The sequence below is a fragment of the Alkalicoccobacillus porphyridii genome, assembly GCF_007293315.1.
Taxonomy (GTDB): Bacteria; Bacillota; Bacilli; order Bacillales; family Bacillaceae_D; genus Alkalicoccobacillus; species Alkalicoccobacillus porphyridii.
In genome coordinates this window covers 666,381-691,066 of sequence record NZ_VLXZ01000001.1, presented here as the reverse complement: position 1 = coordinate 691,066, position 24,686 = coordinate 666,381, and the positions used below count along the sequence as shown (strand labels likewise).

23 protein-coding genes and 1 pseudogene are annotated in these 24,686 nt (G+C 37.3%); 21 read left to right on the top strand and 3 right to left on the bottom strand.

The window, feature by feature from the left end:
- Nucleotides 1–7 precede the first annotated feature (7 nt).
- The 11 genes from FN960_RS03120 (at nt 8) to nagB (ending at nt 9,239) form a co-directional block, all read left to right on the top strand.
- Nucleotides 8–571, top strand: a complete 564-nt coding sequence (locus FN960_RS03120) for a class D sortase (protein WP_143846904.1) — start codon at nt 8–10, stop codon at nt 569–571.
- 129 nt (nt 572–700) lie between these two features.
- Nucleotides 701–910: a hypothetical protein gene (locus tag FN960_RS03115; protein ID WP_143846903.1), complete on the top strand. Its 210-nt coding sequence runs from the start codon at nt 701–703 to the stop codon at nt 908–910.
- A 94-nt stretch (nt 911–1,004) separates the two neighbouring features.
- The gene (yhfZ, locus tag FN960_RS03110) at nt 1,005–1,928 is read left to right on the top strand and encodes a GntR family transcriptional regulator YhfZ (RefSeq protein ID WP_143846902.1); all 924 of its coding nucleotides are present in this window, start codon (nt 1,005–1,007) and stop codon (nt 1,926–1,928) included.
- Nucleotides 1,929–1,987: 59 nt separating this feature from the next.
- Nucleotides 1,988–2,326 (top strand): PRD domain-containing protein, encoded by a 339-nt coding sequence (locus FN960_RS03105; protein WP_143846901.1) that lies wholly within the window; start codon nt 1,988–1,990, stop codon nt 2,324–2,326.
- Between the two features lie 28 nt (nt 2,327–2,354).
- Complete coding sequence (locus tag FN960_RS03100; protein ID WP_143846900.1) at nt 2,355–2,714, top strand: DUF2620 domain-containing protein; 360 nt, start codon at nt 2,355–2,357, stop codon at nt 2,712–2,714.
- 37 nt (nt 2,715–2,751) lie between these two features.
- Nucleotides 2,752–4,047 (top strand): YhfT family protein, encoded by a 1,296-nt coding sequence (locus FN960_RS03095; protein WP_143846899.1) that lies wholly within the window; start codon nt 2,752–2,754, stop codon nt 4,045–4,047.
- 15 nt (nt 4,048–4,062) lie between these two features.
- Nucleotides 4,063–4,992: a phosphotriesterase family protein gene (locus FN960_RS03090; protein WP_143846898.1), complete on the top strand. Its 930-nt coding sequence runs from the start codon at nt 4,063–4,065 to the stop codon at nt 4,990–4,992.
- Nucleotides 4,989–6,104 (top strand): aminotransferase class V-fold PLP-dependent enzyme, encoded by a 1,116-nt coding sequence (locus tag FN960_RS03085; protein WP_143846897.1) that lies wholly within the window; start codon nt 4,989–4,991, stop codon nt 6,102–6,104. Before FN960_RS03090 ends, FN960_RS03085 begins: the two co-directional genes overlap by 4 nt.
- Nucleotides 6,105–6,111: 7 nt before the next feature.
- A complete protein-coding gene (locus tag FN960_RS03080) occupies nt 6,112–7,275 on the top strand; it encodes an alanine racemase (RefSeq protein ID WP_143846896.1) in 1,164 nt (387 codons plus the stop codon).
- Nucleotides 7,276–7,277: 2 nt separating this feature from the next.
- On the top strand, nt 7,278–8,474 hold the full coding sequence (locus tag FN960_RS03075; RefSeq protein WP_143846895.1) for a phosphopentomutase: 1,197 nt from the start codon (nt 7,278–7,280) through the stop codon (nt 8,472–8,474).
- 24 nt (nt 8,475–8,498) lie between these two features.
- On the top strand, nt 8,499–9,239 hold the full coding sequence (nagB, locus tag FN960_RS03070; RefSeq protein WP_143846894.1) for a glucosamine-6-phosphate deaminase: 741 nt from the start codon (nt 8,499–8,501) through the stop codon (nt 9,237–9,239).
- 185 nt (nt 9,240–9,424) lie between these two features.
- On the opposite strand, the gene FN960_RS03065 is transcribed toward nagB, so the two are convergent.
- The 3 genes from FN960_RS03065 to FN960_RS03055 form a co-directional block, all read right to left on the bottom strand.
- Complete coding sequence (locus tag FN960_RS03065; protein WP_143846893.1) at nt 9,425–10,747, bottom strand: (Fe-S)-binding protein; 1,323 nt, start codon at nt 10,745–10,747, stop codon at nt 9,425–9,427.
- The gene (glcD, locus tag FN960_RS03060; protein WP_143846892.1) at nt 10,747–12,156 is read right to left on the bottom strand and encodes a glycolate oxidase subunit GlcD; all 1,410 of its coding nucleotides are present in this window, start codon (nt 12,154–12,156) and stop codon (nt 10,747–10,749) included. Before glcD ends, FN960_RS03065 begins: the two co-directional genes overlap by 1 nt.
- Nucleotides 12,157–12,244: 88 nt before the next feature.
- On the bottom strand, nt 12,245–13,321 hold the full coding sequence (locus FN960_RS03055; protein WP_143846891.1) for a CdaR family transcriptional regulator: 1,077 nt from the start codon (nt 13,319–13,321) through the stop codon (nt 12,245–12,247).
- A gap of 98 nt (nt 13,322–13,419) precedes the next feature.
- Between FN960_RS03055 and FN960_RS03050 the strand changes: the two genes are divergently transcribed.
- From FN960_RS03050 to FN960_RS03005, 10 genes and pseudogenes are all read left to right on the top strand, one after another.
- Nucleotides 13,420–14,190, top strand: a complete 771-nt coding sequence (locus FN960_RS03050; RefSeq protein ID WP_185970882.1) for a YvcA-related protein — start codon at nt 13,420–13,422, stop codon at nt 14,188–14,190.
- A gap of 113 nt (nt 14,191–14,303) precedes the next feature.
- Nucleotides 14,304–14,963, top strand: a complete 660-nt coding sequence (locus FN960_RS03045; RefSeq protein ID WP_143846889.1) for a YvcA-related protein — start codon at nt 14,304–14,306, stop codon at nt 14,961–14,963.
- 130 nt (nt 14,964–15,093) lie between these two features.
- The gene (locus tag FN960_RS03040) at nt 15,094–15,756 is read left to right on the top strand and encodes a YvcA-related protein (protein ID WP_143846888.1); all 663 of its coding nucleotides are present in this window, start codon (nt 15,094–15,096) and stop codon (nt 15,754–15,756) included.
- Nucleotides 15,757–15,793: 37 nt separating this feature from the next.
- Nucleotides 15,794–16,450: pseudogene (locus tag FN960_RS24905) on the top strand (YvcA-related protein).
- Between the two features lie 226 nt (nt 16,451–16,676).
- Entirely contained in the window at nt 16,677–17,336 is a 660-nt protein-coding gene (locus tag FN960_RS03030; protein WP_143846886.1) for a YvcA-related protein, read from the top strand.
- Nucleotides 17,337–17,339: 3 nt separating this feature from the next.
- Nucleotides 17,340–18,965: a DUF6792 domain-containing protein gene (locus FN960_RS03025; protein ID WP_143846885.1), complete on the top strand. Its 1,626-nt coding sequence runs from the start codon at nt 17,340–17,342 to the stop codon at nt 18,963–18,965.
- 9 nt (nt 18,966–18,974) lie between these two features.
- Nucleotides 18,975–19,346, top strand: a complete 372-nt coding sequence (locus FN960_RS03020; protein ID WP_143846884.1) for a hypothetical protein — start codon at nt 18,975–18,977, stop codon at nt 19,344–19,346.
- Nucleotides 19,347–19,700: 354 nt separating this feature from the next.
- The gene (gene galU / locus FN960_RS03015) at nt 19,701–20,585 is read left to right on the top strand and encodes a UTP--glucose-1-phosphate uridylyltransferase GalU (RefSeq protein WP_143846883.1); all 885 of its coding nucleotides are present in this window, start codon (nt 19,701–19,703) and stop codon (nt 20,583–20,585) included.
- Nucleotides 20,586–21,017: 432 nt separating this feature from the next.
- Entirely contained in the window at nt 21,018–22,727 is a 1,710-nt protein-coding gene (locus FN960_RS03010) for a hypothetical protein (RefSeq protein ID WP_143846882.1), read from the top strand.
- A 429-nt stretch (nt 22,728–23,156) separates the two neighbouring features.
- On the top strand, nt 23,157–24,578 hold the full coding sequence (locus tag FN960_RS03005) for a lipopolysaccharide biosynthesis protein (RefSeq protein WP_143846881.1): 1,422 nt from the start codon (nt 23,157–23,159) through the stop codon (nt 24,576–24,578).
- Nucleotides 24,579–24,686: the final 108 nt, after the last annotated feature.

The window sequence follows — 24,686 nt, the reverse complement described above, 5'->3', positions numbered from 1 at the left end:
GAGTTCAATGAGAAAGGCAAAAGTAATAGCAGGAATGGTCTCCATACTCATTGGACTCATTCTTGTCTCTATTCCGTTTTATCATGAGTGGCAGACAGGAAAAGAGATTGACCAATTAACACAGGCTGTCAATCTTATCTCGAATGATGCACGTGCTGCGGAGGTAGCTGAGGAATTTGAGTATGCGAAGGATATAATCTGGTTAGAAATCCCTGATATTGACCTTAACCAAATGATCTTGCCTGAAACAACGGAAGAAACCTTGAATCTAGGATTGACCCAGATTAAACCTAATCAAGTCCCGGGAGAAGGGAATTTTACCGTTGCAGGTCATAGAGGTTATAGGGGAGATCGCTTTTTTCGTAATCTACCAGATGTACCCATTGGGGCTACGGTGAATCTAATCGTAGAAAACAAAACGTACACCTACGAAATTACCTCATCAGAGATTATTGAGCCTACGCAAACAGATATTTTGCTAGATGAAGAAGGTAAAAATGAAATTACGTTAATCACATGCACCGTTGATGGCAAACAACGAATTGCTCTCAAAGGAGATCTCGTCATGTAACAAAGAAACTGAATAAACGAGGCCACATCATTTGTCATAGAAATGGTGTGGTTTTTTTGAATCATATAAGATGGTTAAGTTCATACTAAACGCAAGTGATAAGGATTATGAGGAAAGAGTGACTAGATAATGAACGTTGAAGAAATGAATCTTAGATATGAAGAGATCATACATTCAAATCGGCCAGAGGAAATAAAGCAGAATCAATTAGAAATCCTATTAGTCTATATGGAAGGAGTGTACTCTATTCCAAGAAGGAAAAATGAAGAATGGGAAAGAAATAATAGAGAGGTAGCTCAACTATATAAGAAAATAGTCAAAAAGTGCAGTAGTGTTTGAACATCATTCACTTTGAAAATAATCTTGTAACCGTTTTTAAGACATGATACAATCGGAATATACAATTTTTTGTACTTTAGAAATGAGTGACAGCATGAATAGTTATGAGAGCATTTACTCCAAGAGCGGCATTACTTTACAGAAGGTCTCTGAAGAACTACTTTTTGTTGAGCTTAATCAACGAATTCCAAAGGTTGTTGATTTTGCTAACAAATTTGAGGTGGGTAGAGGTACCATTCAAACGGCATTAAGATACTTAGAACAAATTGATTGCATTAAGCTTGAATCAAGAGGACATCTTGGTACATTCTTACGGGAAAAAGATACGAATAAACTACTTAATCATTCGGGGATTAAGCAAATTACTGCAGTTATGCCTTTGCCTTATTCAAAGAAGTATGAGGGGCTTGCAACTGGTTTAACTTTTGAATTTGAAAGATTACATGTTCCTTTTAATATTGCATTTATGAGGGGGGATAAGCTTCGGTTAAGTGGATTGAAAGAAGGAAGATATGATTTTGCCCTTGTATCTAAGTTCTCTGCTTTAGAAGAAATAAAAGAAAGTGAAGAACTAACACTTGCTATGGGTTTTGGTGAAAAAAGCTACGTATCTAATCATGAGATGATTTTCTCGGATTCTCAAAAGAAAGAGATTAGGGACGGGATGAAGATTGGTATTGATATCAATTCTACGGACCAGGCGACTCTGATCGAAGCAGAAACTGAAGGTAAAAATGTAGAGTACGTAAAGCTGAATTATATGCACTTGTTAGAGCATCTTAAAGCGAACAATATTGATGCTACGGTATGGAGTACAGATGAAATGAAAGATCAATTTAATAGTCAGCCGCTATCTACAAAAAAAGCGATCGAATATGAAAAAAAGATGACAGAAGCCGTTTGCTTAATAGAAAAAGATAATCGCAAACTCGAGTACATTCTAAATCTGCTTTCTCAGGAAAAAATAATTGAGATACAAATGTTAGTTGAAGGGGGGGATTATATCCCTAGGTACTAATTTTTTAGAATCAAAATACAAAAAACTGTACTTTGAATAATGAGGAAGGGATATGAAGAATGATTCTACATACACGTTTAAAACTATTGCATTCCACTGGTACGGTAACTGATCAAGCTAATCTAGTATGTGAAAAAACCATTGAGAAGTTTATTGAAAAAGAGAACGAAGAGAGATATATCATGCTTATTACCCATTTGGCCATGGCCATCACAAGAATTGAAAGGGAGGAGGAACTAGCTTCTCCACCTGAAGTGATTATGAAGGAAGTTCGAGAATCTCCTCATCTTCCATTAGCACAAGAAAATGTTGAGTGGGTAGAGAATCAACTGGGTGTACGTTTACCAAACGAAGAAAGAGATTTCTTAATCATGCATTTTGTTAGTGTTCTAAATTAATTTCAATAAAAGGAAGGGTGTACATGCTATGAAAATTGTCATCGGTGGTCAGGTTGAAAAGAAAGAGATTGAATCCTTAGTTAAAGAGTTTGGTGGAGACAACGTAGAAACCGTCGTTAAATCAGATCTAGATGCAGCGATGCTAATGAAAAATGGTGGGGCGGATTACTACTTCGGTGCTTGCTATACAGGCGGTGGGGGGGCACTCGCTATGGCGATTACCTTGTTAGGTAAACCGAATTGTGCCACTGTTTCCATGCCTGGAAAGCCACCTGTCAAAGAGAAGATAGAAGAAGCAGTGACTGGTGGGGCAAAGGCATTTGGTTTTACAGGGGATCATAAGGAAAAGGCCGTACAGCTTCTGATGGAAACATTATTAACAAAATAAACAAGTTCATTCACTCTATTTATAAGGGGGTCACAATATGTTAGAACCTATTTTGATTGTTAGTATCGGTGTTGTTGCTGCTATTATGGCAAACCTAGGTATCGCCGTATTTAATGACGGTTTAAGGCCAATTGTACCAGAGAATTTAGAAGGACGAATGACACGCAAAGAGCTATCTGTCACGGCATTCGCGATGAGTTTTGGTCTTGTTATTGGTTTTGGTATTCCTATATCAATTGCGGGAAGCATTCTTTTAATTCATAGTATCTTACTTGGAACGGATATTATTGGTTTGACCTTTAATAAAGGCAAAATTAATACGGCTATAGCAGGAGTGCTAGGTGGGCTATATGGTGCTGGGATATATTTAGGGCTTCAAGCGGTTGTGAAGGTATTTGAGTCCTTGCCACTGAACTTTGTTGATGGGTTTAACTTAGTTGGAGAACCTGTTGTGGTGTCATTTATGGTATTTCCTGCAATTGCTGTCGCTCTTCAATTCACCATTAAAAAAGGGATACTAACCTTTTTGGTTTCAGCGATTGCTAGGCAGATTATTGTATTTTTAAATACAGAAGAACTTATTAGCATTGGCGATGCACCTGTTGTATTGAGTCCTGAAGGAATTGCCCTAGTTGTTGGGATGACGTTTCTCATGATTTTTGCTATGAAAGAAAAATCGACTGAACAGAATTTATCACAGCTAGCTACACTATTTGTAGACCGTGTGAATCGAATTAAGAAAAACATCTGGCTGATTATGGTCAGTGGAGCGCTTATATCAGCTGCTACTAATTTACTCATAATAGCTGGAGACCCTATTTCATTAAATCTACTGTCTGAAGGAAGGTTATCTGAGGGAGGAATTGCAGCACTTGCAAAGGCTGTTGGATTTGTTCCTCTGATTGCTAGTACAGCCATCGCAACAGGGGTATATGGACCTGCTGGTTTTACTTTTGTATTTGGAGCAGGAATCTTAGCACCGAACCCGCTTATTGCGGCTATTCTTGGAGCAGTCATCATATTCTTAGAAGTCTATTTATTATCAAAAATGGCTAAATTCTTGGATCGTTATCCGGGTGTACGCGCGTCAGGTGAAAATATCAGGACAGCTATGACAAGGGTACTAGAAGTTGCTTTACTGATTGGAGGAGCGAATGCTGCCAATGCGATCGTACCTGGATTTGGATTCTATGCAATCGCAGGGTTTTATCTATTAAATGAGGCAGGCGGTCGTCCAATTGTTCGAATGGCAGTAGGTCCATTAGGCGCGATTGCAGTCGGAATTATTGGAAACATCTTAGTCTTGCTTGGATTATTCACACCACCCGCCTAATAAAGGAGTCTTCTTATGTATATTCAAACAGTTTTAGGTAAAATCAAGCCAGAAGATTTAGGTGTTTGTGCGTGTCATGAGCACCTCTACATTGATCTGAGTCATATAAAACAAAATGAAGATACTCGCTTACAGGATATAGATTTAGTGATGGGGGACCTCCAGCATTTTCTAGATGCTGGAGGTAAAGCGATGATTGAAGTAACCAACGACGGTATGGGAAGAAACGTGCAACAGTTAATGGAAATGAGTCAAGTTCTTAATCTTCACATCGTTGCAAGTACAGGCTGTTATAAGGATCCCTTTATTCCTAAAGAAAAAAAGAACTGGACGAGAGATCAGTTTGCTAGTTGGATGATTGATGAAATTAAAAATGGAATCGATGGAACAAATATAAGACCAGGAATTATTGGTGAGATAGGAAGCAGCTTAAATACCTTTGAGCCGATTGAGGTGGAGCTTTTTCATGGAGCCATTGAAGCCGCTAAACAAACCCATCTGCCATTATCTACACACACTACACTCGGCACAATGGCAGTAGAACAAATCAATCTATTTACAAGAGAAGCGCTACCACTAAATCAAGTGATTATCGGACACCAAGACTTGAACAAGCATGATGATATTGTTCTGGATGTCCTGTCTTCAGGATCATTTGTAGCATTAGATACCATCGGCAAGGAGAATTACAGATCTGATGAGGACCGGATAACCTCTTTAATTCATTTCATCGACCGTGGCTATGAAGATCAGCTTTTACTATCTAGTGATTTAACACGCAAATCTCACTTACGTGTGAACGGTGGACAAGGCTATGACATTGTTCTAAGAGATTTTATCCCTCGTCTAAAAGAGAAGGGTGTACCAGAAAAAGTAATCCAAAAATTACTTGTTACGAATCCTCAAAGAGCATTTAGCATACGAGAAGAGGGTGACGCCATATGAGCAACAAATACGAGCAATCCGTGCTAGATAATATGAGTCTAGAGGAAGCAACGGCCTTACAGTTTCGTCTAATTGATGAGATCACGAAGGAATTTACGAACAATGAATTTTTTCAAGTGGGAGATGTAGGGCTACATTTAGAACATAATCGTCCGCTCACAACCGCAAGAGTTGAAAGGGTTTTGGCCAATACATTCGGTGCAGAGGCATGCGCCTTAGTTAGAGGCAGTGGGACGGGAGCTATTCGTATCACACTAAGTGTGCTGATGGAGGCTGGTGATACATGTATGGTTCATACGGCTCCAGTTTATATGACAACGAAAGAAACCTTTAGATTGATGGGTTTAAAGCAGAACGCTGTTAATTTTAATAATCTGGATGAACTGAAGCACGCACTCCAAACCGACACTGAGTCAAAGGTGTTCTACGTCCAGCACGCTCGTCAACAGCCAACAGATACCTATCAACTTCAAGAAGTGATTTCATTGGTCAAAGAGCTGCGCCCTGACCTGCCTATTGTAGTGGACGACAATTATTGTGCTATGAAAATGAAGGGTGTCGGTGTAGAGTACGGAGCGAACGTCTCTACGTTCTCAGGCTTTAAGCTATTAGGACCACAAGGGATTGGCGTTATTTTAGGTGAAAAAGAGCTAATCGAGACGATCCATACTCGGAATTATTCAGGTGGTGGACAGGTTCAAGGATTTGAGGCACATGAATTAGTCCGTAATATGACATTTGCTCCCGTTATGCTAGCAATTCAAAATGAACAAGTAGAAGAACTATGTGATCGCTTGCGTAATGGAGAGGTTAAAGGCATATCTGATGTGTATATTACCAACTCTCAATCAAAAAACGTCATTGTGGAATGGGAGAAACCGATTGCTTCACAAATCATTAATAAGGCTGCTAGTCATGGAGCAGCAACATTTCCTGTAGGGGCAGAATCGAAATATGAATTAATACCTATGATCTATCGTGTGTCTGGTAGTTTTCTTGAGAGTCAGCCTGAATTAAAGGATTATGGTATTCGAATCAATCCGATGAAATCCTCTGCAAGTACGCTTATTAGAATATTAAATAATGTATTGGGAGAGTTGTCGGAAGGATGAGATTGACATGTTTATAGATATGACTTTACGGAGAAATGAGGGTCTCATTAAAGCTGGGACAAAGCTACACCAAGAGGGGACCATTGCTGCAAATACGTATGTCATTGACTTAGATTCACTGGAATACAATGTGAAGTCTTTAAGTGAAACGGCGAGTGAACACTCATTAAGCCTTTACTATATGACAAAACAAATTGGAAGAAGTGGCTTCATTGGAGATATCATTGCCCGCAACGGTATAGAAAAAGCGGTTGCTGTTGACATAGATGAAGCCATTCAATTAAAGAGCAACAATTGTCAGATTGGTAATTTCGGGCATATTGTTCAACCAAGCCGATCTCAGTGGAAGTATGTTCTAACAGACCTTAAGCCAGAAGTGATTACATTATTCTCGTATGAGCGTGCCGAACAATTATCAAGGGCTGCTGAGTCTTTAGGGATAATTCAGGATGTGATTTTACGCGTTATAAGAACAACTGATAGTATTTACCCTGGTCAATTTGGTGGATTTCTCCTTCATGAGCTTGATCCAGACCTAGATAAGCTAAAGTCATTAAAAGGTATAACGGTTGTCGGCATTACTAGTTTTCCGGTACTGCAGATGAATGATACGAACGATGATTTTACGTTTACATCTAATCTTGAAACACTGAAGCTAGCAAGAGGGATTTTAGAAAATAACAATATAACCGTGAAGCACATCAACGCACCAAGTGCAACTAGCTGTTATACCATACCGATGCTAAAAGAACACGGGGTCACTCATGGTGAACCGGGACATGCAATCACAGGTACGACACCCTTGCACGCCTACAACCCATACCTTAAAGAAGTGCCGTCGATTATTTATGTATCTGAAATATCACATATGGATGATCAATCTGCCTACACAATCGCAGGAGGCTTTTACAATCGCTCTAATATGGAGTACGCCTTATTTGGACAGAATGGCTCACAGCTGACGAATCAATTAACTCAAGTAGGCTGCAATTCACCTACGAATATTGATTATTACGGAAGCCTTAAGAAGCAAGCTCAGATGAAGGTTGGTGATACCGCGATCTATGCATTTCGTACCCAAATATTTGTAACGAGGGCTCACATAGCATATGTCCGAGGCGTTAATACCAACAACCCTAAGCTTGTTTATCTTCAAAGAAGGGGAATGTAGACATGAGCAAAAAGATTACCTTACTCATCTTAGATGGCTTTGGCATGGGTTCTATGAAAGATTGTAAAGAAGTTAAGCCGGAAGATATAACAGCCAATACGTACAAAAATCTGCGGAAATCGATTGATCTGAAGATCCCTACTTTATACGAATTAGGTCTTAATCAGATTGCAGATCAAACAGGCAAACCTAAAGCTGCATACGGTAAAAGTAATCTAGCACACCACGGTGCTGACACATATATGGGTCACCAAGAGTTGATGGGAAGCTTACCAGGTATTCCCCAAAAACGTTTAATGAGTGAAGTAGCTTCATCATTAAAAGAAGCATTAGAGGCTAAGGGCTACAGCGTCACGTATCCAGTAGAGGGAGCAACGATTCTACTTGTGAATGATGCTATCGTCATTTGCGATAATATCGAATCTCAGCTAGGAAATATCATTAATGTTGTAGGAGATGTGAATCACTATACGTTTGAAGAGGTAACTGCAGTCGGTAAAGTGGTTAGAGAGCATATTGATACTAGCAGAGTGATTGTATTTGGAAATAAAAAGACGAATATCGAAACAATCTTGTCAACTGTAAGAGAAAACCACCCAGGACAATGGGGCGTTGATTCTCCAAAAGCTAATGTTTATGGAGAGGGCTACAAGGTCTTACATTTAGGCTACGGTGTTGACTTTGAGAAGCAATTTGCTCACATGGCAGAGGGGAATGGCTATCCCGTGTACCGTATAGGAAAAACAGCCGATGTGATTCAGGCGGATGGATATGAGGATCCGGTTGTGGATACCAAGAAAGTACTAGAAGCCTTTAAGTATATGTATCATCAAACACATGAAGATGCGGTATTTTTAGTGAATGTGCAAGAAACGGATTTAGCAGGACACAAAGAAGATTGTGAATGGTATAAAAACGTACTCGAATGTGCGGATCTTTTTTTGACTACATTTATACCGACATTAAAAGAGAATGAGCTGCTAATCATTACAGCTGATCATGGTAACGATCCTACAATTGGGCATTCAGGGCATACTAGAGAACAGACACCTATCCTGATAACGGGGCCAAATGTCAATCCTGTTTCAATAGGAACTAGAGCAACAATGGCAGACATTGCAGCAACAATGGCAGAGTACATAGGCATCAATAAACCCGAACATGGTGAGAGTTTTCTTTCAATCATTCAGAATGCCTAAACAGTTTTTTGAGGAAGTGAACACATGAGAATCATTGAAGCAGAAAATTATCAAACCGTAAGTGAAGCTGCAGCTAGTATCATCATAGATAAAGTGAAAACAACCCCACAACTGACTCTAGGTCTTGCAACCGGTGGAACACCTGTGGGCACATATGAGTGGTTAGTTAAAGACCATCAAAAGTATGATACATCTTATGAGCATGTATCAACATATAATCTAGACGAATATGTAGGCATTCATCCAAGTGACCAGCAAAGCTATCATCACTACATGGACAAGTACTTGTTTAACCACATTAATATCAAAAGAAGCCATATTCACATTCCAGATGGGACCGCGATGGATGTCCAAGCAGAAGCCAGTAGGTATGAAGGGCTCATTCATAGCATTAATGGTGTAGACTTGCAGCTACTTGGAATTGGAGGAAACGGTCATATAGGTTTTAATGAACCAGGCACTTCTTTTACAAAAGAAACTCATATTGCTACGTTAGCAAGGTCTACTAGAGAAGCCAATGCTCGCTTTTTCAGCTCAATGGAGAAAGTTCCAAAACAAGCCATTACAATGGGCATCCAAACGATTTTAAAAAGTAAAGAAATACTTTTACTTGCTTCAGGTGAACAGAAAGCAGGGGCACTGCTTGGATTGATTCGAGGAGATATCAGTGAAGATTGTCCGGTTAGTGTGTTAAGGAATCACGATCATGTGACGGTCATTGCTGATCACGCAGCACTGTCACTTATTAAGCAGAAGAATATGTAATAATTATAGACGATAGACACCACAGCAAGTAAGGCTGTGGTGTTTTTCCTTGCCTAACTATAAACTTTTAAATATACACGGGAGCTATTATCATTAATTCTGTCTAACCCGAGTAAGCAGAGAGAGACTCTTCTACTAAATACGCACCAAAAACTCAAGCATCTTAGATACTTGAGTTTTTTTATCTACTTACAAGCTTCCAACAACAGATCAACAATATGAACAGCTCTCACACTGTCGGATAAGCCTTCTCGCTCTATTCCTACCTTCATCTGTAATAGGCATCCTGGGTTTGTGGTAACGATGGTTGTTGCGTGTGTGGCTTTGACGTGTTCCATTTTGTGATCAAGTATTTGCATAGACATGTCACTTTCGACGATATTATAAATACCAGCTGACCCACAGCAGGAATCGGCCTGATCCATCTCTTTGTAGGCAGCACCTCCAATGGATTTTAACAGAGTCCGTGGGGCTACCTCGGTGCGCATAACATTGCGTAGGTGACATGAATCCTGGTAGGTAATAACCTGCGGAGCTACGTGTAGCTCACTATTCATATGGAAATCTAATTCAAACAGAATTTGAGTAATATCTTTCATTTTGGATGTGAACAGTTTAGCTCGCTGAGCGTATTGGGGATCATCCTTTAATAGATGATCATAATCCACTAAAAATGCACCACATCCACCGGCATTTGTAATAATATAATCTGCTTGTAGTTCTTCAAACGCATCAATATTTTGTTTAGCTAGTTTTTTTGCATGAGCTTTTTCACCACTATGTCCATGAAGGGCACCACAGCAGTTCTGCTCTTCTGGTATGACGATGTCACAGCCTGCTTTTTGCAGAAGTGTGATCGTTGCATTGTTTGTCTCATGAAACATGGTATCCATTAAACAACCAGTAAAGAAAGCAACCTTTGTGGTTGTTTCTTTTTGTGAAGAGAAAGTTCTTTCTCGTTTTTTCATTTCTCTGCGAGAAGGTACGGCAGGTAAGACTTTCTCCATCGTACTTAAATTCTTAGGAAGCAATTCCATGAACCCTAGCTTACGAACGGTTTTCTGCAGACCACTTCGTTGGTACAGGTTTAGTAAAGAAACAGAGTGTTCCATTCGATTTTGATGGGGGAATAGTCCTTCAAACACGGTCTTACGCACAGCTTTGGTTAATGGTTTGTATTGGTTATGGTCAGCGAATATATCACGAGCCTCTTCTAGTAAGTGGCCGTATTGTACGCCCGCAGGACAGACTGGTTCACAGGCACGACATCCGAGACAGACATCTAACGATCGTTCCACTTCCTCATCAGGAGCGATAAGTCCATCGTGTACCGCTTTCATTAAAGCAATTCGACCACGTGGTGAATGTGTTTCATCAAATCCTGTTTCGATATAGGTCGGACAGGATGGGAGGCAGAAGCCACAGCGCATACAGTTCAGCAGTTCCCCTTCATCCATCCGCTCACTAAATTCCTTTTGTATCGCTAGTTCTCGTTTGGTCATCGTCATTATGTGACCACCACTCTTTTTCTAGTTTCTTTGGCAAAGATTTTGTCTGGATTCATAATGTTATCCGGATCAAAGGAGTGCTTAATCGCTTTCATAATGGCTATACCTTCTGAACCAATTTTCCATTCTAAATAAGGAGCTTTCATCATTCCCACACCGTGCTCGCCCGTAATCGTTCCACCGAGTTCTATGGCTTTAGCGAAGATATCCTCGAATGCAGCTTCCACACGCTCCATTTCTTCATGATCTCGAGCATCTGTTGTACAGGTTGGGTGAAGGTTTCCATCTCCAGCGTGACCAAATGTTGCGATCGGCACTTGATGCTTCTCAGCAATCTCATTAATTGCTTTAACCATCTTGGCTATTTCTGACCGAGGAACCGTAGCATCTTCTAAAATCGTTGTTGGTTTTAGTCGCGCAAGGGCAGAGAGTGCAGCTCTTCTCGCTGTAGTCAGAGCAAGTGCTTCGGTTTCTGTAGCGGCAATTTGAACGGAAACGGCTTCTTCGTCCTTGCAAATCTGTTCAATTATTTTGATATCATTCATTACATTTTCAGTTGAACCATCTTGCTCTATGAGAAGAACGGCTTCAACATCAGTAGGCAAGCCAATTTTTGCAAAATCTTCAACAGCCACTAGCGTGGGCCGGTCCAAGAATTCGAGAGTCGCTGGAATAATTTTAGATGCAATGATGGCGCTTACGGTTTTTGCGGCAGCTTCCATATTCTGATAAAGAGCGAGTAGGGTCTTCTTTGTTGCTGGCATGGGCACAAGCTTCAAGGTTGCCTCAGTAATGACGGCAAGTGTGCCTTCTGAGCCGACAAGCAGTCTCGTTAGATCATATCCAGCTACGTCTTTTGCGAGCTTTCCGCCAGTACGAAAAATATCACCATTAGGTAAAACAGCTTCAAGTGCTAAGACATAATCACGTGTCACACCATACTTTAATCCACGTAGCCCTCCTGAATTTTCATTTATATTGCCACCTATTGTTGAGATTTTCATTGAGCTCGGATCGGGAGGATAGAACAATCCCTTTTTCTCGACCGCCTTAATCATGTCAAGCGTAATAACGCCTGGCTGTAAGGAGACTGTCAAATTCTCTTCATCAATTTCTAAGATGTCATTCATGTTTTTAAATAAAAGAACAATTCCACCTTGAGATGGGATTGTACCCGCAGCTAGGTTTGTTCCGGAACCCCGTGGGATGATCGGGATCTTGTGCTTGCTACAAACCTTAACTATCTGGGAGATTTCTTGAGTATTACGAGGTGCAATGACTGCGTCAGGCATTGCTTGAAAATTAGGTGTAGCATCATATGAATATACAAGGCGTCCCGTAGTAGACAGGATGACATTATCTGAGCCGACAATATCTTGAAATAGGCTAACAGTTTCTGAGGTAAGCAAAAAATATTCCCTCCTTTTTCTTTAGTTTACTAGGTTTCTTTGTAGAATAATATAGATTAAACACCAGAAAATGAAGGTATTTATTCGTTTAATTTGTATGTTCATCTAAAAAGAAGAATGCTAGATAGGTGGAGACTATGGAATCTGTTTTCTTTAAATCAAGATTTGTGAGCTGATGCCATCTCTTTAATCGGTAATGAAGAGTATTTATATGAATATTTAAAGCTTCTGCTGTACCCTTAATTGCCATGTTTTGTTGGAGGAATATTCGTACCGTATGGAGTAAAGTTTCCTCTTTCATTACTTGGGATAGGACTCTTTTTATATATTCTTTCTTAACTTCCGAGTTGATTTCTTGTAGACACAGGGATAATTGAAGATCCTTTTCAAAAACGATAGGGTTGTTTATGGATGATGCATTTAGCGCTTTTTTTGCTTGAGAGTAACTTCTTGATACTAGTTCAGGAGAGACGGCTTGGCCAACTCCTATCTTAGCGTTTGTGTATGTGCATAATTTCTTCAATTTTTGAGAAAGTATCGTCTCATCAGTGTAAACGGAATGTACTAGCAACAGCTGAGAATGTCCATGGTAAATAAAGAAATCAACATGGCGTTCATCATCCCAATAATCAGATATATTATGGACGCTATCATAAGAAAACATGCCTTCAATCAATATGATTTGCTTTGTTTGACTCAAGTCAATCTGGTAGACAAAAGCTCGATCCATTAGCTCCTGAGTGATTTCGTTCGCTTCAATCCAATCATCTACAAAAGTTTCAAGGTTTCGTAAACGCCATTGTGCTTGTTTGGAGTAGTAGTTTTCTTTGATAAGAAGCTCTGTCATTTTTCGAAGAAGTTTTCCATAAGCCAAAACGTCGTCTGGATTTCCAGTGACTCCAACAACTCCAATTAGCTGCTCATCAAAAAATATAGGCAGATTAATTCCGTTCTTAACGCCTTTTAATGTCTTTTCATCATTTTTATGTATAATCAACATATTTCTTTTTTGAATACAGATTAATGACCCTTCGTGTAGATTGCCAATACGTGAATGATCACTACTGGCTAATATGATGCCATCCGTTCCAGTAATAATGATCTCTTCATTAATATAAGTCTCTACATCATCAATTATTTTCTTAGCAAGAGAATGGGAAAGCATATCCTGCACCAACTTTTTTGATTTCAGTGTAGCATAATTTATTATATTTAAAGCATGATCCTTTCATTGCTATCCCTCCCTTGTTAGGAGCCCGAACGATGTACATGTATGTTTGGTTTCTTGTAATTGAAAAGGGATTTGTGGAAAGGGTTTCAATTTTATATAGTAGGATATATTTACCTATAGATTTATATGGATGGTGGGAGAAGATGAAGAAAAAGGTGTCGTTAGCTGTTTTATCAATAATTATTGTAGTAGGAAGTTATTTTGTCATTAGAGAGTTTACTCAAACGGGCGTCACAGCGCTAGATGACTCATTTACCCGTGAGTTTCTGGATGAAGATGTTGAGGTAGGGGATGGGTTTTATTTTTATGAGGCAAGGAATGGAAAGTATACGATGTGGTTATCGGAGGATTACTTTATTGTGCAGGAGCCTACGCTATTTTATAGCAAAGACCAATTAGAAAATATAAACCTAGAGCATAACAATAACTCTACTGAAATTAGGAAATCTATAAAGTTGCAATACAGAGGTAGGAATTATGATCATACTGAAACTGCATATAGAGATTTTGAGGAACTATCAGATATTTATTCGTTTGAGAATCAACATGAAGTTATAGAGGACGGAGACAGATTAATTTATTTTGGATCTTCAAATCAATGGAATGATGGAGGTAATATTGTCACGAGAGATAGTGGGGAATATGACCCTAATCGCTATTTTGCTTTAGTCAGTACAGTGAATGGAAGTCAATATGCAACTATCCAATATGGTATTTATTATGATGGAGAGGCATGCGGGTTAAATCAAAATGAAGAGGAGCAATTTTTTCAAGGTCTATTGCTGAACATTAGATTTAATTAATTATGAAAAAACCAATACATATGAAACCGAGACTAAAAGTAGAAAGCCATTTTTTTATTCTATATACTTAGAACTATGTTAATTAATGGAAAATGTTTGGATGGTGAGAGAAAATGAAGAAAAAAACAATGATATTCATATTATCAATTTTATTATTAGTAGGAGGCTTTTTTATCGTAAGAAGTGTTACCCAGACGGGCGTCACTGCTTTAGATGACTCATTTACCCGTGAGTTTCTGGATGAAGATGTTAAGGTAGGGGATGGGTTTTATTTATTTGAAAGTAGAAATGGGAAATATGACATGGTGTTTCCTGAGGATTTCCATATCGTTTCTCCGGGTTATGAAAGCAGTGAGAGGTTTGAGTCACTCCGTTTGTTGTTTGAGGATGTAATGAATGGGGTGAACGTGACAAAGAACATTCAAATAGATTACCGAGGTAGAGATCAACAAAGAAAGAGCGATTATGAAAGAGATTTTGAGAGAAGTTTACAAGCCCACTCTTTTGAAATGCAGTACCAAGAATATGAAAACAATGGGTATTTAATTAAGCATGGCTCTTCGTATCTAACACTTAATGGAAATGAAGTTGTTGCCACTAACCCTGAAGAGTATAATCCTAATACTTATTTTGCAATCATTTCTACAAGTGATTATAGTCAATACATATTGCTCAGATACCGCATTATATGTGAGGAAGAACACTGTAATAGTAATAAAGAACAAGAAGACAATTTTTTTAAGGAGCTAATAGAAGGGATTCAGTTTAATTAGCTTTTAATAAAAGATGGAATGAAATATAGAGATAGATTATCTAATTCTGCAGAAGAGAAAACGATGCTGAAGGTGGAAAGCCATTTTTCTTCAATGGAATAAAGGCAGATAAACGATTGGATGGTTGTAGATGAAGAAAAAAATATTAATCTTACTGTTATCACTACTGTTCTTAGTAGGGGGCTTTTTTATAGTTAGAAGTCTTACCCAGACGGGCGTCACGGCGCTAGATGACTCATTTACCCGTGAGTTTCTGGATGAGAATGTTGAAGTCGGGAAAGGTTTTTATTTTTATGAAGCGCGTAACGGTAATTATACAATGTGGTTTCCGGAGGATTTTTATATTGAGGGAGACCCAGCACAATTTGAAAGTAAAGACCATTTTGAATTAATTCATTCTTATTATGAGGAAGAGAATCCAGAGGGCATATCTAAGTCTTTGCAATTTAACTATGATGGGGATAGTAATCAGACATTACAGTCAATGGATCGTTTTTTAGATAGACTCTTAAAGGAATTTTCTTATGAGGGTCAATATGAAAAAAAGGAATTAGATAATAAGGTATTGTACTTTGGATCTTCTTATGTAGAGTTGGAAGATAAGAAACTAATGCATTACGAAGCTAATGGTAATGCTAATAACTATTTTGCTCTGATTCATAATCAAGATGGAACTAAGGCCGTTTCGGTGAGGTATAGTATCTTTTGTAGTGATGAAAAGAAAAGCTGTTCTTTAGAGCAAGAAAATGAGGATAATTTTTTTCGGAGATTAATAGAGAGCATTAGTTTCTAATAGTTAAGTAAGATAAACGTTTGAATGGAGGGAGACGATGAAGAAAAAACTATTAATATCATTTATATCAATTTTCATTGTAGTGGGAGGGATTTTTGTAGTTAGAGGATTTACTCAGACAGGTGTCACCGCATTGGATGATTCGTTCACCCGTGAGTTCTTGGATGAAGATATAGAGGTGGGGAAAGGGTTTTATTTTTATGAGGCGCGTAATGGAAAGTATACGATGTGGTTTCCGGAGGATTTTTATATTAATAAGGATCAATCCTTTTATCAGAGTAACGAAAGAATGGAACTTGTAAGACTTCTAAGTAGTGAATCTGCTAAATATGATGAGTCAATACAATTAAACTATAGAGGCCGGAGTCATGATAATAAGAATACGATAGAAAGCAGGTTTCAAGAGCTATTAGTAGCCTTGTCTTTCAATTCGTAATATGAAGAATTTCAAATAGGTAACAATACTATCTATTTCGGATCTTCTTATCAAGAATTAATAGATAGAAACGTGGTAAACAAAGATCCAAACGAAAATAATCCTAATGCCTATTTTGGTTTGGTCTTTAATGAAGAAGCTAACCAATTCGTAACATTGAGGTATTTAATTTCTTGCAGCAAAGAAGAATGTACGAATAGTAAAGACAAGCTAGATACGTTTATTAAACAGCTTTTAACCAGCGTAAGCTTCCATTAAAGTAATAAAAAACCGTTAAAAGTGTTTCAGACCTCATATAGGAGGATATATTCACATATAGGTAAGTGCAAGGAAAATATAACCATATGAATAACGCAAAAGTCTAGTTTTTTGTCATTTGTCTACTGAGGGTGGAAAGCCAATTTTTACTTTTATATAATTGGAATGAATAACCATAACAAAAGCTAACAGTTAACTAAGATAAACGGTTGAATGGTGGGAGACAATGAAGAAAAAAATAGTAATATCCATACTAACAGTTCTGATTGTAGTGGGAGGGATTTTTGTGGTTAGAGGATTTACCCAGACGGGTGTTACAGCTTTGGATGATTCGTTTACTCGTGAGTTTTTGGATGAGGATGTAGAGGTCGGGGATGGGTTTTATTTTTATGAAGCGCGGAACGGGAAATATACAATGTGGTTTCCGGAGGATTTTTATATATCTGACGATCCAAGTTTATTCAGTAGTAGTGAACATTTTGAAAATCTAGAAATATATCAAAACGGTAAAGATGATAGTGGGTTAGAAAGAACAATACAAGTTATTTATGATGGCAACAACTATGAAAATGATAAACAATTTAGATTGAATTCTCTTTTGGAGGATTTCTCTTCAAGTGGAGAAATCAACACGGAGGAAGTTGATGGTAATACAATTTATTATGGTTCTTCATACATTGAAATGAACGGTAAAGAACGGGTTGTTAATGATGAAGACCAAAAATGGTCTAATAGATATTATGCATTAGTTTCTAATCATAATGAATCTAAATTGCTTGAAATTCGTTATCGACTCTATTGTGAAGATGAGGAAAGCTGTGCAAAAAATCAAGAAAATGAATTACTCCTATTCAACAATTTAATTAAAAACGTTAAGTTTTTTTAGGGGGTGAATTTTATCAATAATTCAAAACCAATTTTAGATAATAATATCCGTAACGAGTTGACAGCATTACAGTATGAAAATGACGATAATTCTTTTGATTTACATTCAGTAATAAATGTAATTAATTCGAATGATGAAATACAATTCGATAGTAATGACATAAATGTTTATAAAACTGATGGACAGAATATTTCAGACACTATTGGATTAAATTCTGGGTTTGATGGAGCAGCAGTCCACATAACTAAAGATAAGCCACCTGTGAACGAGATATATTTCTTTTACAGAGGTACAGAGCCTAATCAAACAGAAGATATCTTGTACGATGCAATGGGTATAGTAGGGGGCACAAATATACAACAAATAGAGGATGCTGAAAAGTTTTATAAAGAGGTCATTAGTAATGTGGAGGACGATTCTAACATTAAACTTAAACAGCATGGAGATGGCCATTCACTTGGTGGTCATTTAATTGCTACAACCGCTTTAGTTAACAGTAATTTTTCATCTGTGAGAGGAATTAATGATGCACCGGTGAACTTAAAACAGTTAACAACAGTTGATGAGAAATTTAGAGACTTTTTATTTGAATATTTAGAAGTAACATCTATGGAAAATGTAAAAAGTAATGATTTGATAGAGGCTGCTCAAGTTTACTACTCAGAAGAATCCAAAGTCATCACCCACGAAAGAATCAAAGGAGAGCCACTCTACGCTCAGACTATACCAAATACAGCCTACCTTGGCCATAAGATTAACTACTACGGCGATCCGACTACAGCAGAGTTCCCTAACCTCTATGAAGCTCCTACATCATATGGAATTTTTCATAGAATCGCATCTCCAATCTCCCCAGCTCTTTTAACGGTCAATCGATTTATGTACGATCAAACCATGACTGGTTTAACGAATACGATGGGTCGTATTGGTGAGAATTACACGGTGGCTGAGGCAAATGCGTTTATCACTTCCGCGTATCATTACGGTTTGATTATGCCATCAGATCAAAAAGTAGCATTGGGCGTCACTGGTGGTGCAGGAGCAGGGCTAGTCTTTCTCACAAATCCTCTATTTGCCGTAAAAGGGTATGATATCGGGATGGCTTGGGGGCAAATGGATCTTCATAGTATGAATGTCTTTATTGATGCTTATCAGGAAGCCGATAAACCGGTTTTGGTTCAATATGTAGATCCAGGTTCAGGTAAGCGGATTTTTGTAAATGCAGATACATTACTTCAGGTTCGTGATACGTTAAAAAAGGCTTTAGAAGAGAAGGAACAAGCGTTACAAAAGCTCAAAGAATATTCAGAGCATACGATTTATGAACAAGCTTCATTACAGAAGAGTCGCTTTAGGGTTGAGATGAGTGAAAAAGAAGCGAACTGGCGTCAATTCTTAGCCTCTGAAGGTAAAACATACGGTGAATTCGATCTCTATAAACCGACTGGCATTTCATTTAGAAGAGAATTCGACGAAATTGATTCTGGTATATATGATTCAATATCAGAAATGATTGACCTTTATCAGATGGAGTATGACCAACTAAAGAAGCTTTGTTCTAGTTTTGAAAGCAATCTTCATACTATATTTGAAGTAGATGAAGAGCTAGCACAGAAGATATCATCGTAAAGGAGTAGGATGATGTGGGACTTTTTTAATCCTTGGGTAGGTAGTTATACGTTGTTATTCGATAAAGATGATTTTAGTGAAATGATGCAATCCAATCTGAGAACCGTTCGTGACCATGCCGATATTGGGAATGAAGCCATTAATTATGCTCAGGCGACCCTCTCTGAACAAGAGGGAACGTTTGTTGATGAGGCAGTAAAGACATTAAACCTTCTTCATATGACAAGCCAAAGTAATGATATTCTTATCTCAGCCAATGCCATGAATCATATTCACTCGTTTGAAGGGTATCTCAATAAACAGGCTAAACAGAAATACGACATCTTTAAAGAGCTAGATATGGCTGCAGTAGAACGCATGGGGAAACGTTCTCACTTTTGATGTATGGTTCGTTATAATGAATGGTTAATAAGAGAATATCTGTTCATAGCCACATGTTCTGGTCATGTGGTTTTTTGGTTTTCTACTAGATTTCATTTTATATAAAACCCCAAGTGACTGTATTAAATCATGTAAGCTTGTAGAATTCTGACTCATTATCAGGTTAAGAATGATAAAAAGTAGCACCATTCATCAGAAATCCTTCCATGTTGACTAATGAAATGATAAAAAAGTGCTAATTTTTGAATATTCTATATCATTATATATAATTGTTCGTTATAATGAACGTAATTTATAAAGAACGAGAATAGATAGATAGTAGTGAAACATTCAAAAAAAGGAGAGATCAACTAAATGAATCCTGTCAAAAAAGCCATTATTCCTGCTGCCGGTCTTGGAACACGTTTTCTTCCTGCAACAAAAGCGATGCCTAAGGAAATGCTACCGATTGTTGATAAGCCGACGATTCAATATATTGTCGAGGAGGCGATTGCCTCAGGTATTGAGGATATTATCATTGTGACTGGTAAGGGCAAGCGAGCGATTGAGGATCATTTTGACCATGCGGTGGAGCTGGAACTGAATCTTTTAGAGAAGCAAAAGCTGGACCTGCTTGAGAAGGTGACGGCAGCTTCTAAGGTGGAGCTTCATTACATCCGTCAGAAGGAGCCAAAGGGGCTTGGCCACGCAGTTTGGACAGCACGGAAGTTTATTGGGAACGATCCATTTGCTGTGTTACTTGGAGATGATATCGTTCAGGATAATACGCCATGCACAAAGCAACTCATTGATCAATACAACGAGATGGGATGCTCGGTGGTTGGGGTACAAACGGTTGGAGATTTTGAAACCGATCGCTATGGCATCATTGATCCACTTGTGTCGACAGGACGCTTATATGAAGTGAATCGTTTTGTAGAAAAACCCGCGCTTGGTGAGGCACCATCCAATTTGGCTATTATGGGACGTTACGTGCTCACGCCAGAGATCTTCTATTATCTTGAGCGACAGGAAATTGGCGCTGGTGGAGAAGTGCAACTAACGGACGCCATACAGATGCTCAACCAGGAGCAGCGAGTTTTTGCCTATGATTTTGAAGGTGTCCGCTATGACGTGGGTGAGAAGCTAGGCTTTGTTTTAACGACACTTGATTTTGCGATGCAGCGAGAGGAATTGAAGGATGAGCTGATTAAGAAGATGCGGGAGTATGTGGGGAGTGAGGAAAGCTTAGTTAAATAAGCAATTGGTCAGGAAATTGATTTAATAAATAATAAAATATGCTGCATGGAGAAATTCTTTCTAGCAATAGATTGCATGAAAGAAGAGAATCGGATAAAGGTCGAACAGAAACCCTTTATGGACAGCGAGTAGTAATTTTATAAGAGAAAGAAAATAATGTCATACGAAACTCTATTTAGAGTCCGTATGACTTTTTGATTGTTGCAAGCAAAAGCGAGGGCTAAATAAGGAATAGATATCTAAAACGAATATTATGGCATTAGTCGAATATTGATAAAAGCCTACGCATATACATCTAACATTGTTTAAATCAATTCCTATTGGAGTAATTATAGGTTAATGCCTTTACTTGCCCTTTAGTCATAAAACATTCACCTTCAATTCAACACAATGATAAAAAATCTAAATTTCTAAAAAATAGGAGGGAAATGGATGACAAATGGCGAGTTTTTTATACCTCATATAAAAAATACTGGAACAGATGAATGGATACCATTCGATGCTGCGGCGATTAATAACGGGATAGAACGTGTAGATGTGGATAGAATTAAAGAAATTGATTTGCAGGTAAAAGTTGTTTCAGAAGGCTTAAACCAAAGATTCCTAAACGTCTTAAATCATGCTTTTGGTGCATATGGTGACGGCGAATCACATCCTTTATCTGCACAGTTTAAGACTTTAGAGGAGGCAAGAGAGGTATACCCCCATGCAACTAGTCTTAATGATGAAGTTGATTGGTGTGCCATTCAAAAAGCAATAAATTATGTAGAATTAAGAGCGACTTTAAAGGTTTATAGTTCGACTTTAAGATTAATGTACAATACAGAAGGACTTAAAGAGGTCTATCTTCCAAGTGGAATTTATTTACTAGGAACAAAAACCCTATCTATAAATGTTTCAACAACTTCACTGATTGGCAATGGATCATTTTTAGATTGTAGAAATACAAATTTGGGAATTAGACTTTATGGTGGAGATCATGTAGGTAGAATTCAAAATTTCACTACCTTAAAGGATATAAATTTATTTGGTAATAGAGGATCTGGTTCAACAGCAATACTTTTAAGAGGAGAATCCTCTGATAGGTCGGTACAATGGATTAATTGTGAAAACATAAACATCCAGCACTTTGGAACAGCCTTGAAGTTTGAAAGAAATGCACACCAAATCAATTTTTTTAACTTTACTTCTTCTCGCTGTGAAATAAACATACACGTGGCAAATGAAAGTAACATGGGGGAAAGGTTAACTTTTATTGGAGGAACGATAAGTGATTCTACTTTAAATATATTCATGGAATGTATGAATGGCAGTATTAAACTTACAAATGTATCTATAGATTATTCAGATCAATATATTAAAGTTACAGGTGGTAGAGTATCGCTTGCCAATTGCCATATAGAAGGTAGCTCAGATGTAGCTCATGGTATAGAGGTTTATGGGAATGCTTCTGCCGTTCAACTTAATCAAACAGAGATTCTGCCAGGTAGACGTAATCAACATGCATTTGGCTATTCTGATGAAAGTGTTAATTTTGGTGGTTTATCAATTACTGATTGCCATATCTTTGGTGGTGCCTACAATGTAAATACATTAATTAGTGGAAAGGGAAGAGTAGTAGCTAAGAATGTGGCTAGATTTAGATCAGATAGGAGGTTTATTATCGCTCCCTATCTAAATATGTTTGGAAACGGTAATTTTAAACGTAATATAGGTTTAGGTGACTTTACTTTCACAAGCAATGATCAACCTATATTAGATATTGTAGAGTTTGATACAGAAGATGCATCTTTAGTTTTTGCCACAACTGCAAACCCCTTTTGTGAAGCTAGAACGATCAATTATCCACTATTACCAGGGCACATAATGAATTATAGTTTAAAGTATAAATCTATTGGCATAGCAAGTGGGAGAGATGAATTTAAAATAACATATCAGTTTAAAAATGAAGCGAATCATATATTGTCCTCTGGCACTAAGACCATTAGTATTCATTCAGAAGATTGGATTTACACTAACGAAGGAGCATTAATAACCCCTGTAGGATCTACTAAAGTTTCATTTATATTTATAACAAGTAGATGGGGTGCTAACTCTTCCTCACGTTTCTGGATAGACGAATTTATACTTAACATACAATAATAAAAATAGAAAAACACTGCGACAATATTTTAGAATAATGTATCCAAGAAGAGATGGGTCATCGAAAGAACTATTTTTCCATGATTATCTTTGTTAGTTACGATTGCACTCATTAATATATGAGAATTCCGTAGAAGCTGATTCTAAATAAAAAAGACCATTATAAGCCCGACTCATAGAGTTAGGGTTTTTCAAATTTGTAGTTTGCTAAGCAACGTTCTCGTTTTGAGAGTTAGTCTACTGTCTTCATTCTATTGTCAGTGTCATGATAAAAAAATGTCTAAATTCTTAACAAAGCCTATCATTCTTCCCTTCTGTTCTTTATAATGAACAGAAGGGAAGAATGATAGTTGTCGCAAATTGAGAGACTTGGGCAGATTATTCAACATAAGTCTAAGTCTAAACTAATTGAAAGACAGAGGGTGAAAAATGTCTTTATACAGAAATATTGGTTGGTCAATGATAAATATTATAGGAATTCAATTTATTGGATTATTATTTAGCATTGTTTTAGCCAGGATAATGTACCCTGAAATATTTGGTTTACTAGGTATGGCAATGGTTTTTATGGGCTTAGTTGTAGTGTTGCAAGAAGCTGGAATAAGTTCTTATCTAATTTATGTTGAAAAAATTAGTAGCAAACTTAAAACGACTTCTTTTGTTACTAATATCAGTTTCTCAATCATTCTTTGCGTTATTTTGAATATAATTGCAAACTCAATAGCTGAATTTTATGGTCAAAAAGAAGTAGAGCTATTGATAAGATATGTTTCAATTGGAATCTTTATCTCATCTTTTGGAATAGTTAATAAAACGTTATTAACTCGGAATAAACAATTTAAGACTATTACTAAGATTGAGATTATTGCTGAGATTATTACAGGGATTGTATCTGTTCTTCTAGCTATAAATGGTCAAGAACTGCTTGCAATATCATCAAGATTTTTAGTAAGACCAATTATAGTAACAATATTATTTGTTATGAATAATCCAAGAGGACTAATAGGGAAATTTTATGTTTCAGAATTTAAGATTTTATTCCCCTACAGTATTAGTGTGTTAAATTCAAAAATATTCTTATATGTAGTTAATAATTTAGATTATTTTATCATTGGGCGCTTATTAGGTAGTTTTGATTTAGGGTTATACACCATCGCTTTTCAATGGTCTGTTATTGCAAGAAATTACATAGCAGGTGCAGTTTCACGTGTTTTATTTCCTGAATTTTCAACAAACAGAGAAAATAGAAGTCATGTTAAAGAAATGTTTTTACATGTTACTAAGAATATTTCATTTGTTGCGTTTCCACTTTGTCTTGGACTTGCAACGCTATCTTATGAATTTATGTATCTGTTTTATGGGGGGAATTGGATTAACGCAAGTGCTCCATTAAGTATACTACTCATTACAGGGATGATTACAGCTATAGGAAATACTTTTAGCCCCATTTTCTTAGGATTGGGTAAACCGAGAATAGAATTAAGTATTAACATTATATCAGCTTTATTAATGTGCTTGTTATTAATTGTAAGTGCTAAATATGGTCTGGTTATATTATGTTTTGCAGTATTAGTTCACTCTTTAATTATTGAATCAATAAGAATGCATTTTGCATTCAAATTAATTGAATGTAAGGTTTCAATGTTTATAAGAAGCTTAACAAGCAATCTGCTTTGTTCGCTATTAATGATAGTAGGGGTTATAACTGTGAAGGCACTAACTCATGAGTGGAGCATGGTCATTTCATTCATTTTGTCTATCGTTACTGGCATAATCTTGTATGTTTTAATATCAATTGTTTTCAATAAAAAAACTACAATGAATTTAATAAATAATATTAGATCTAGATAGTCTCATGTTAAATATAAGGAATAAAAGCTGTATCCCAATGATCCAGCTTTTACAACTTATCTTATTTGTAAACAAGGGGCTAAAATATCAACAAATACTATCATTCTC

Bases quoted from the DNA above. Each gene is read 5' to 3' on its own strand.
- FN960_RS03120 (WP_143846904.1), top strand. From the start codon at position 8: ATGAGAAAGGCAAAAGTAATAGCAGGAATGGTCTCCATACTCATTGGA.
- FN960_RS03115 (WP_143846903.1), top strand. From the start codon at position 701: ATGAACGTTGAAGAAATGAATCTTAGATATGAAGAGATCATACATTCA.
- yhfZ (WP_143846902.1), top strand. From the start codon at position 1,005: ATGAATAGTTATGAGAGCATTTACTCCAAGAGCGGCATTACTTTACAG.
- FN960_RS03105 (WP_143846901.1), top strand. From the start codon at position 1,988: ATGATTCTACATACACGTTTAAAACTATTGCATTCCACTGGTACGGTA.
- FN960_RS03100 (WP_143846900.1), top strand. From the start codon at position 2,355: ATGAAAATTGTCATCGGTGGTCAGGTTGAAAAGAAAGAGATTGAATCC.
- FN960_RS03095 (WP_143846899.1), top strand. From the start codon at position 2,752: ATGTTAGAACCTATTTTGATTGTTAGTATCGGTGTTGTTGCTGCTATT.
- FN960_RS03090 (WP_143846898.1), top strand. From the start codon at position 4,063: ATGTATATTCAAACAGTTTTAGGTAAAATCAAGCCAGAAGATTTAGGT.
- FN960_RS03085 (WP_143846897.1), top strand. From the start codon at position 4,989: ATGAGCAACAAATACGAGCAATCCGTGCTAGATAATATGAGTCTAGAG.
- FN960_RS03080 (WP_143846896.1), top strand. From the start codon at position 6,112: ATGTTTATAGATATGACTTTACGGAGAAATGAGGGTCTCATTAAAGCT.
- FN960_RS03075 (WP_143846895.1), top strand. From the start codon at position 7,278: ATGAGCAAAAAGATTACCTTACTCATCTTAGATGGCTTTGGCATGGGT.
- nagB (WP_143846894.1), top strand. From the start codon at position 8,499: ATGAGAATCATTGAAGCAGAAAATTATCAAACCGTAAGTGAAGCTGCA.
- FN960_RS03065 (WP_143846893.1), bottom strand. From the start codon at position 10,747: ATGACGATGACCAAACGAGAACTAGCGATACAAAAGGAATTTAGTGAG.
- FN960_RS03055 (WP_143846891.1), bottom strand. From the start codon at position 13,321: ATGCTTTCCCATTCTCTTGCTAAGAAAATAATTGATGATGTAGAGACT.
- FN960_RS03050 (WP_185970882.1), top strand. From the start codon at position 13,420: ATGTACATGTATGTTTGGTTTCTTGTAATTGAAAAGGGATTTGTGGAA.
- FN960_RS03045 (WP_143846889.1), top strand. From the start codon at position 14,304: ATGAAGAAAAAAACAATGATATTCATATTATCAATTTTATTATTAGTA.
- FN960_RS03040 (WP_143846888.1), top strand. From the start codon at position 15,094: ATGAAGAAAAAAATATTAATCTTACTGTTATCACTACTGTTCTTAGTA.
- FN960_RS03030 (WP_143846886.1), top strand. From the start codon at position 16,677: ATGAAGAAAAAAATAGTAATATCCATACTAACAGTTCTGATTGTAGTG.
- FN960_RS03020 (WP_143846884.1), top strand. From the start codon at position 18,975: ATGATGTGGGACTTTTTTAATCCTTGGGTAGGTAGTTATACGTTGTTA.
- galU (WP_143846883.1), top strand. From the start codon at position 19,701: ATGAATCCTGTCAAAAAAGCCATTATTCCTGCTGCCGGTCTTGGAACA.
- FN960_RS03010 (WP_143846882.1), top strand. From the start codon at position 21,018: ATGACAAATGGCGAGTTTTTTATACCTCATATAAAAAATACTGGAACA.
- FN960_RS03005 (WP_143846881.1), top strand. From the start codon at position 23,157: ATGTCTTTATACAGAAATATTGGTTGGTCAATGATAAATATTATAGGA.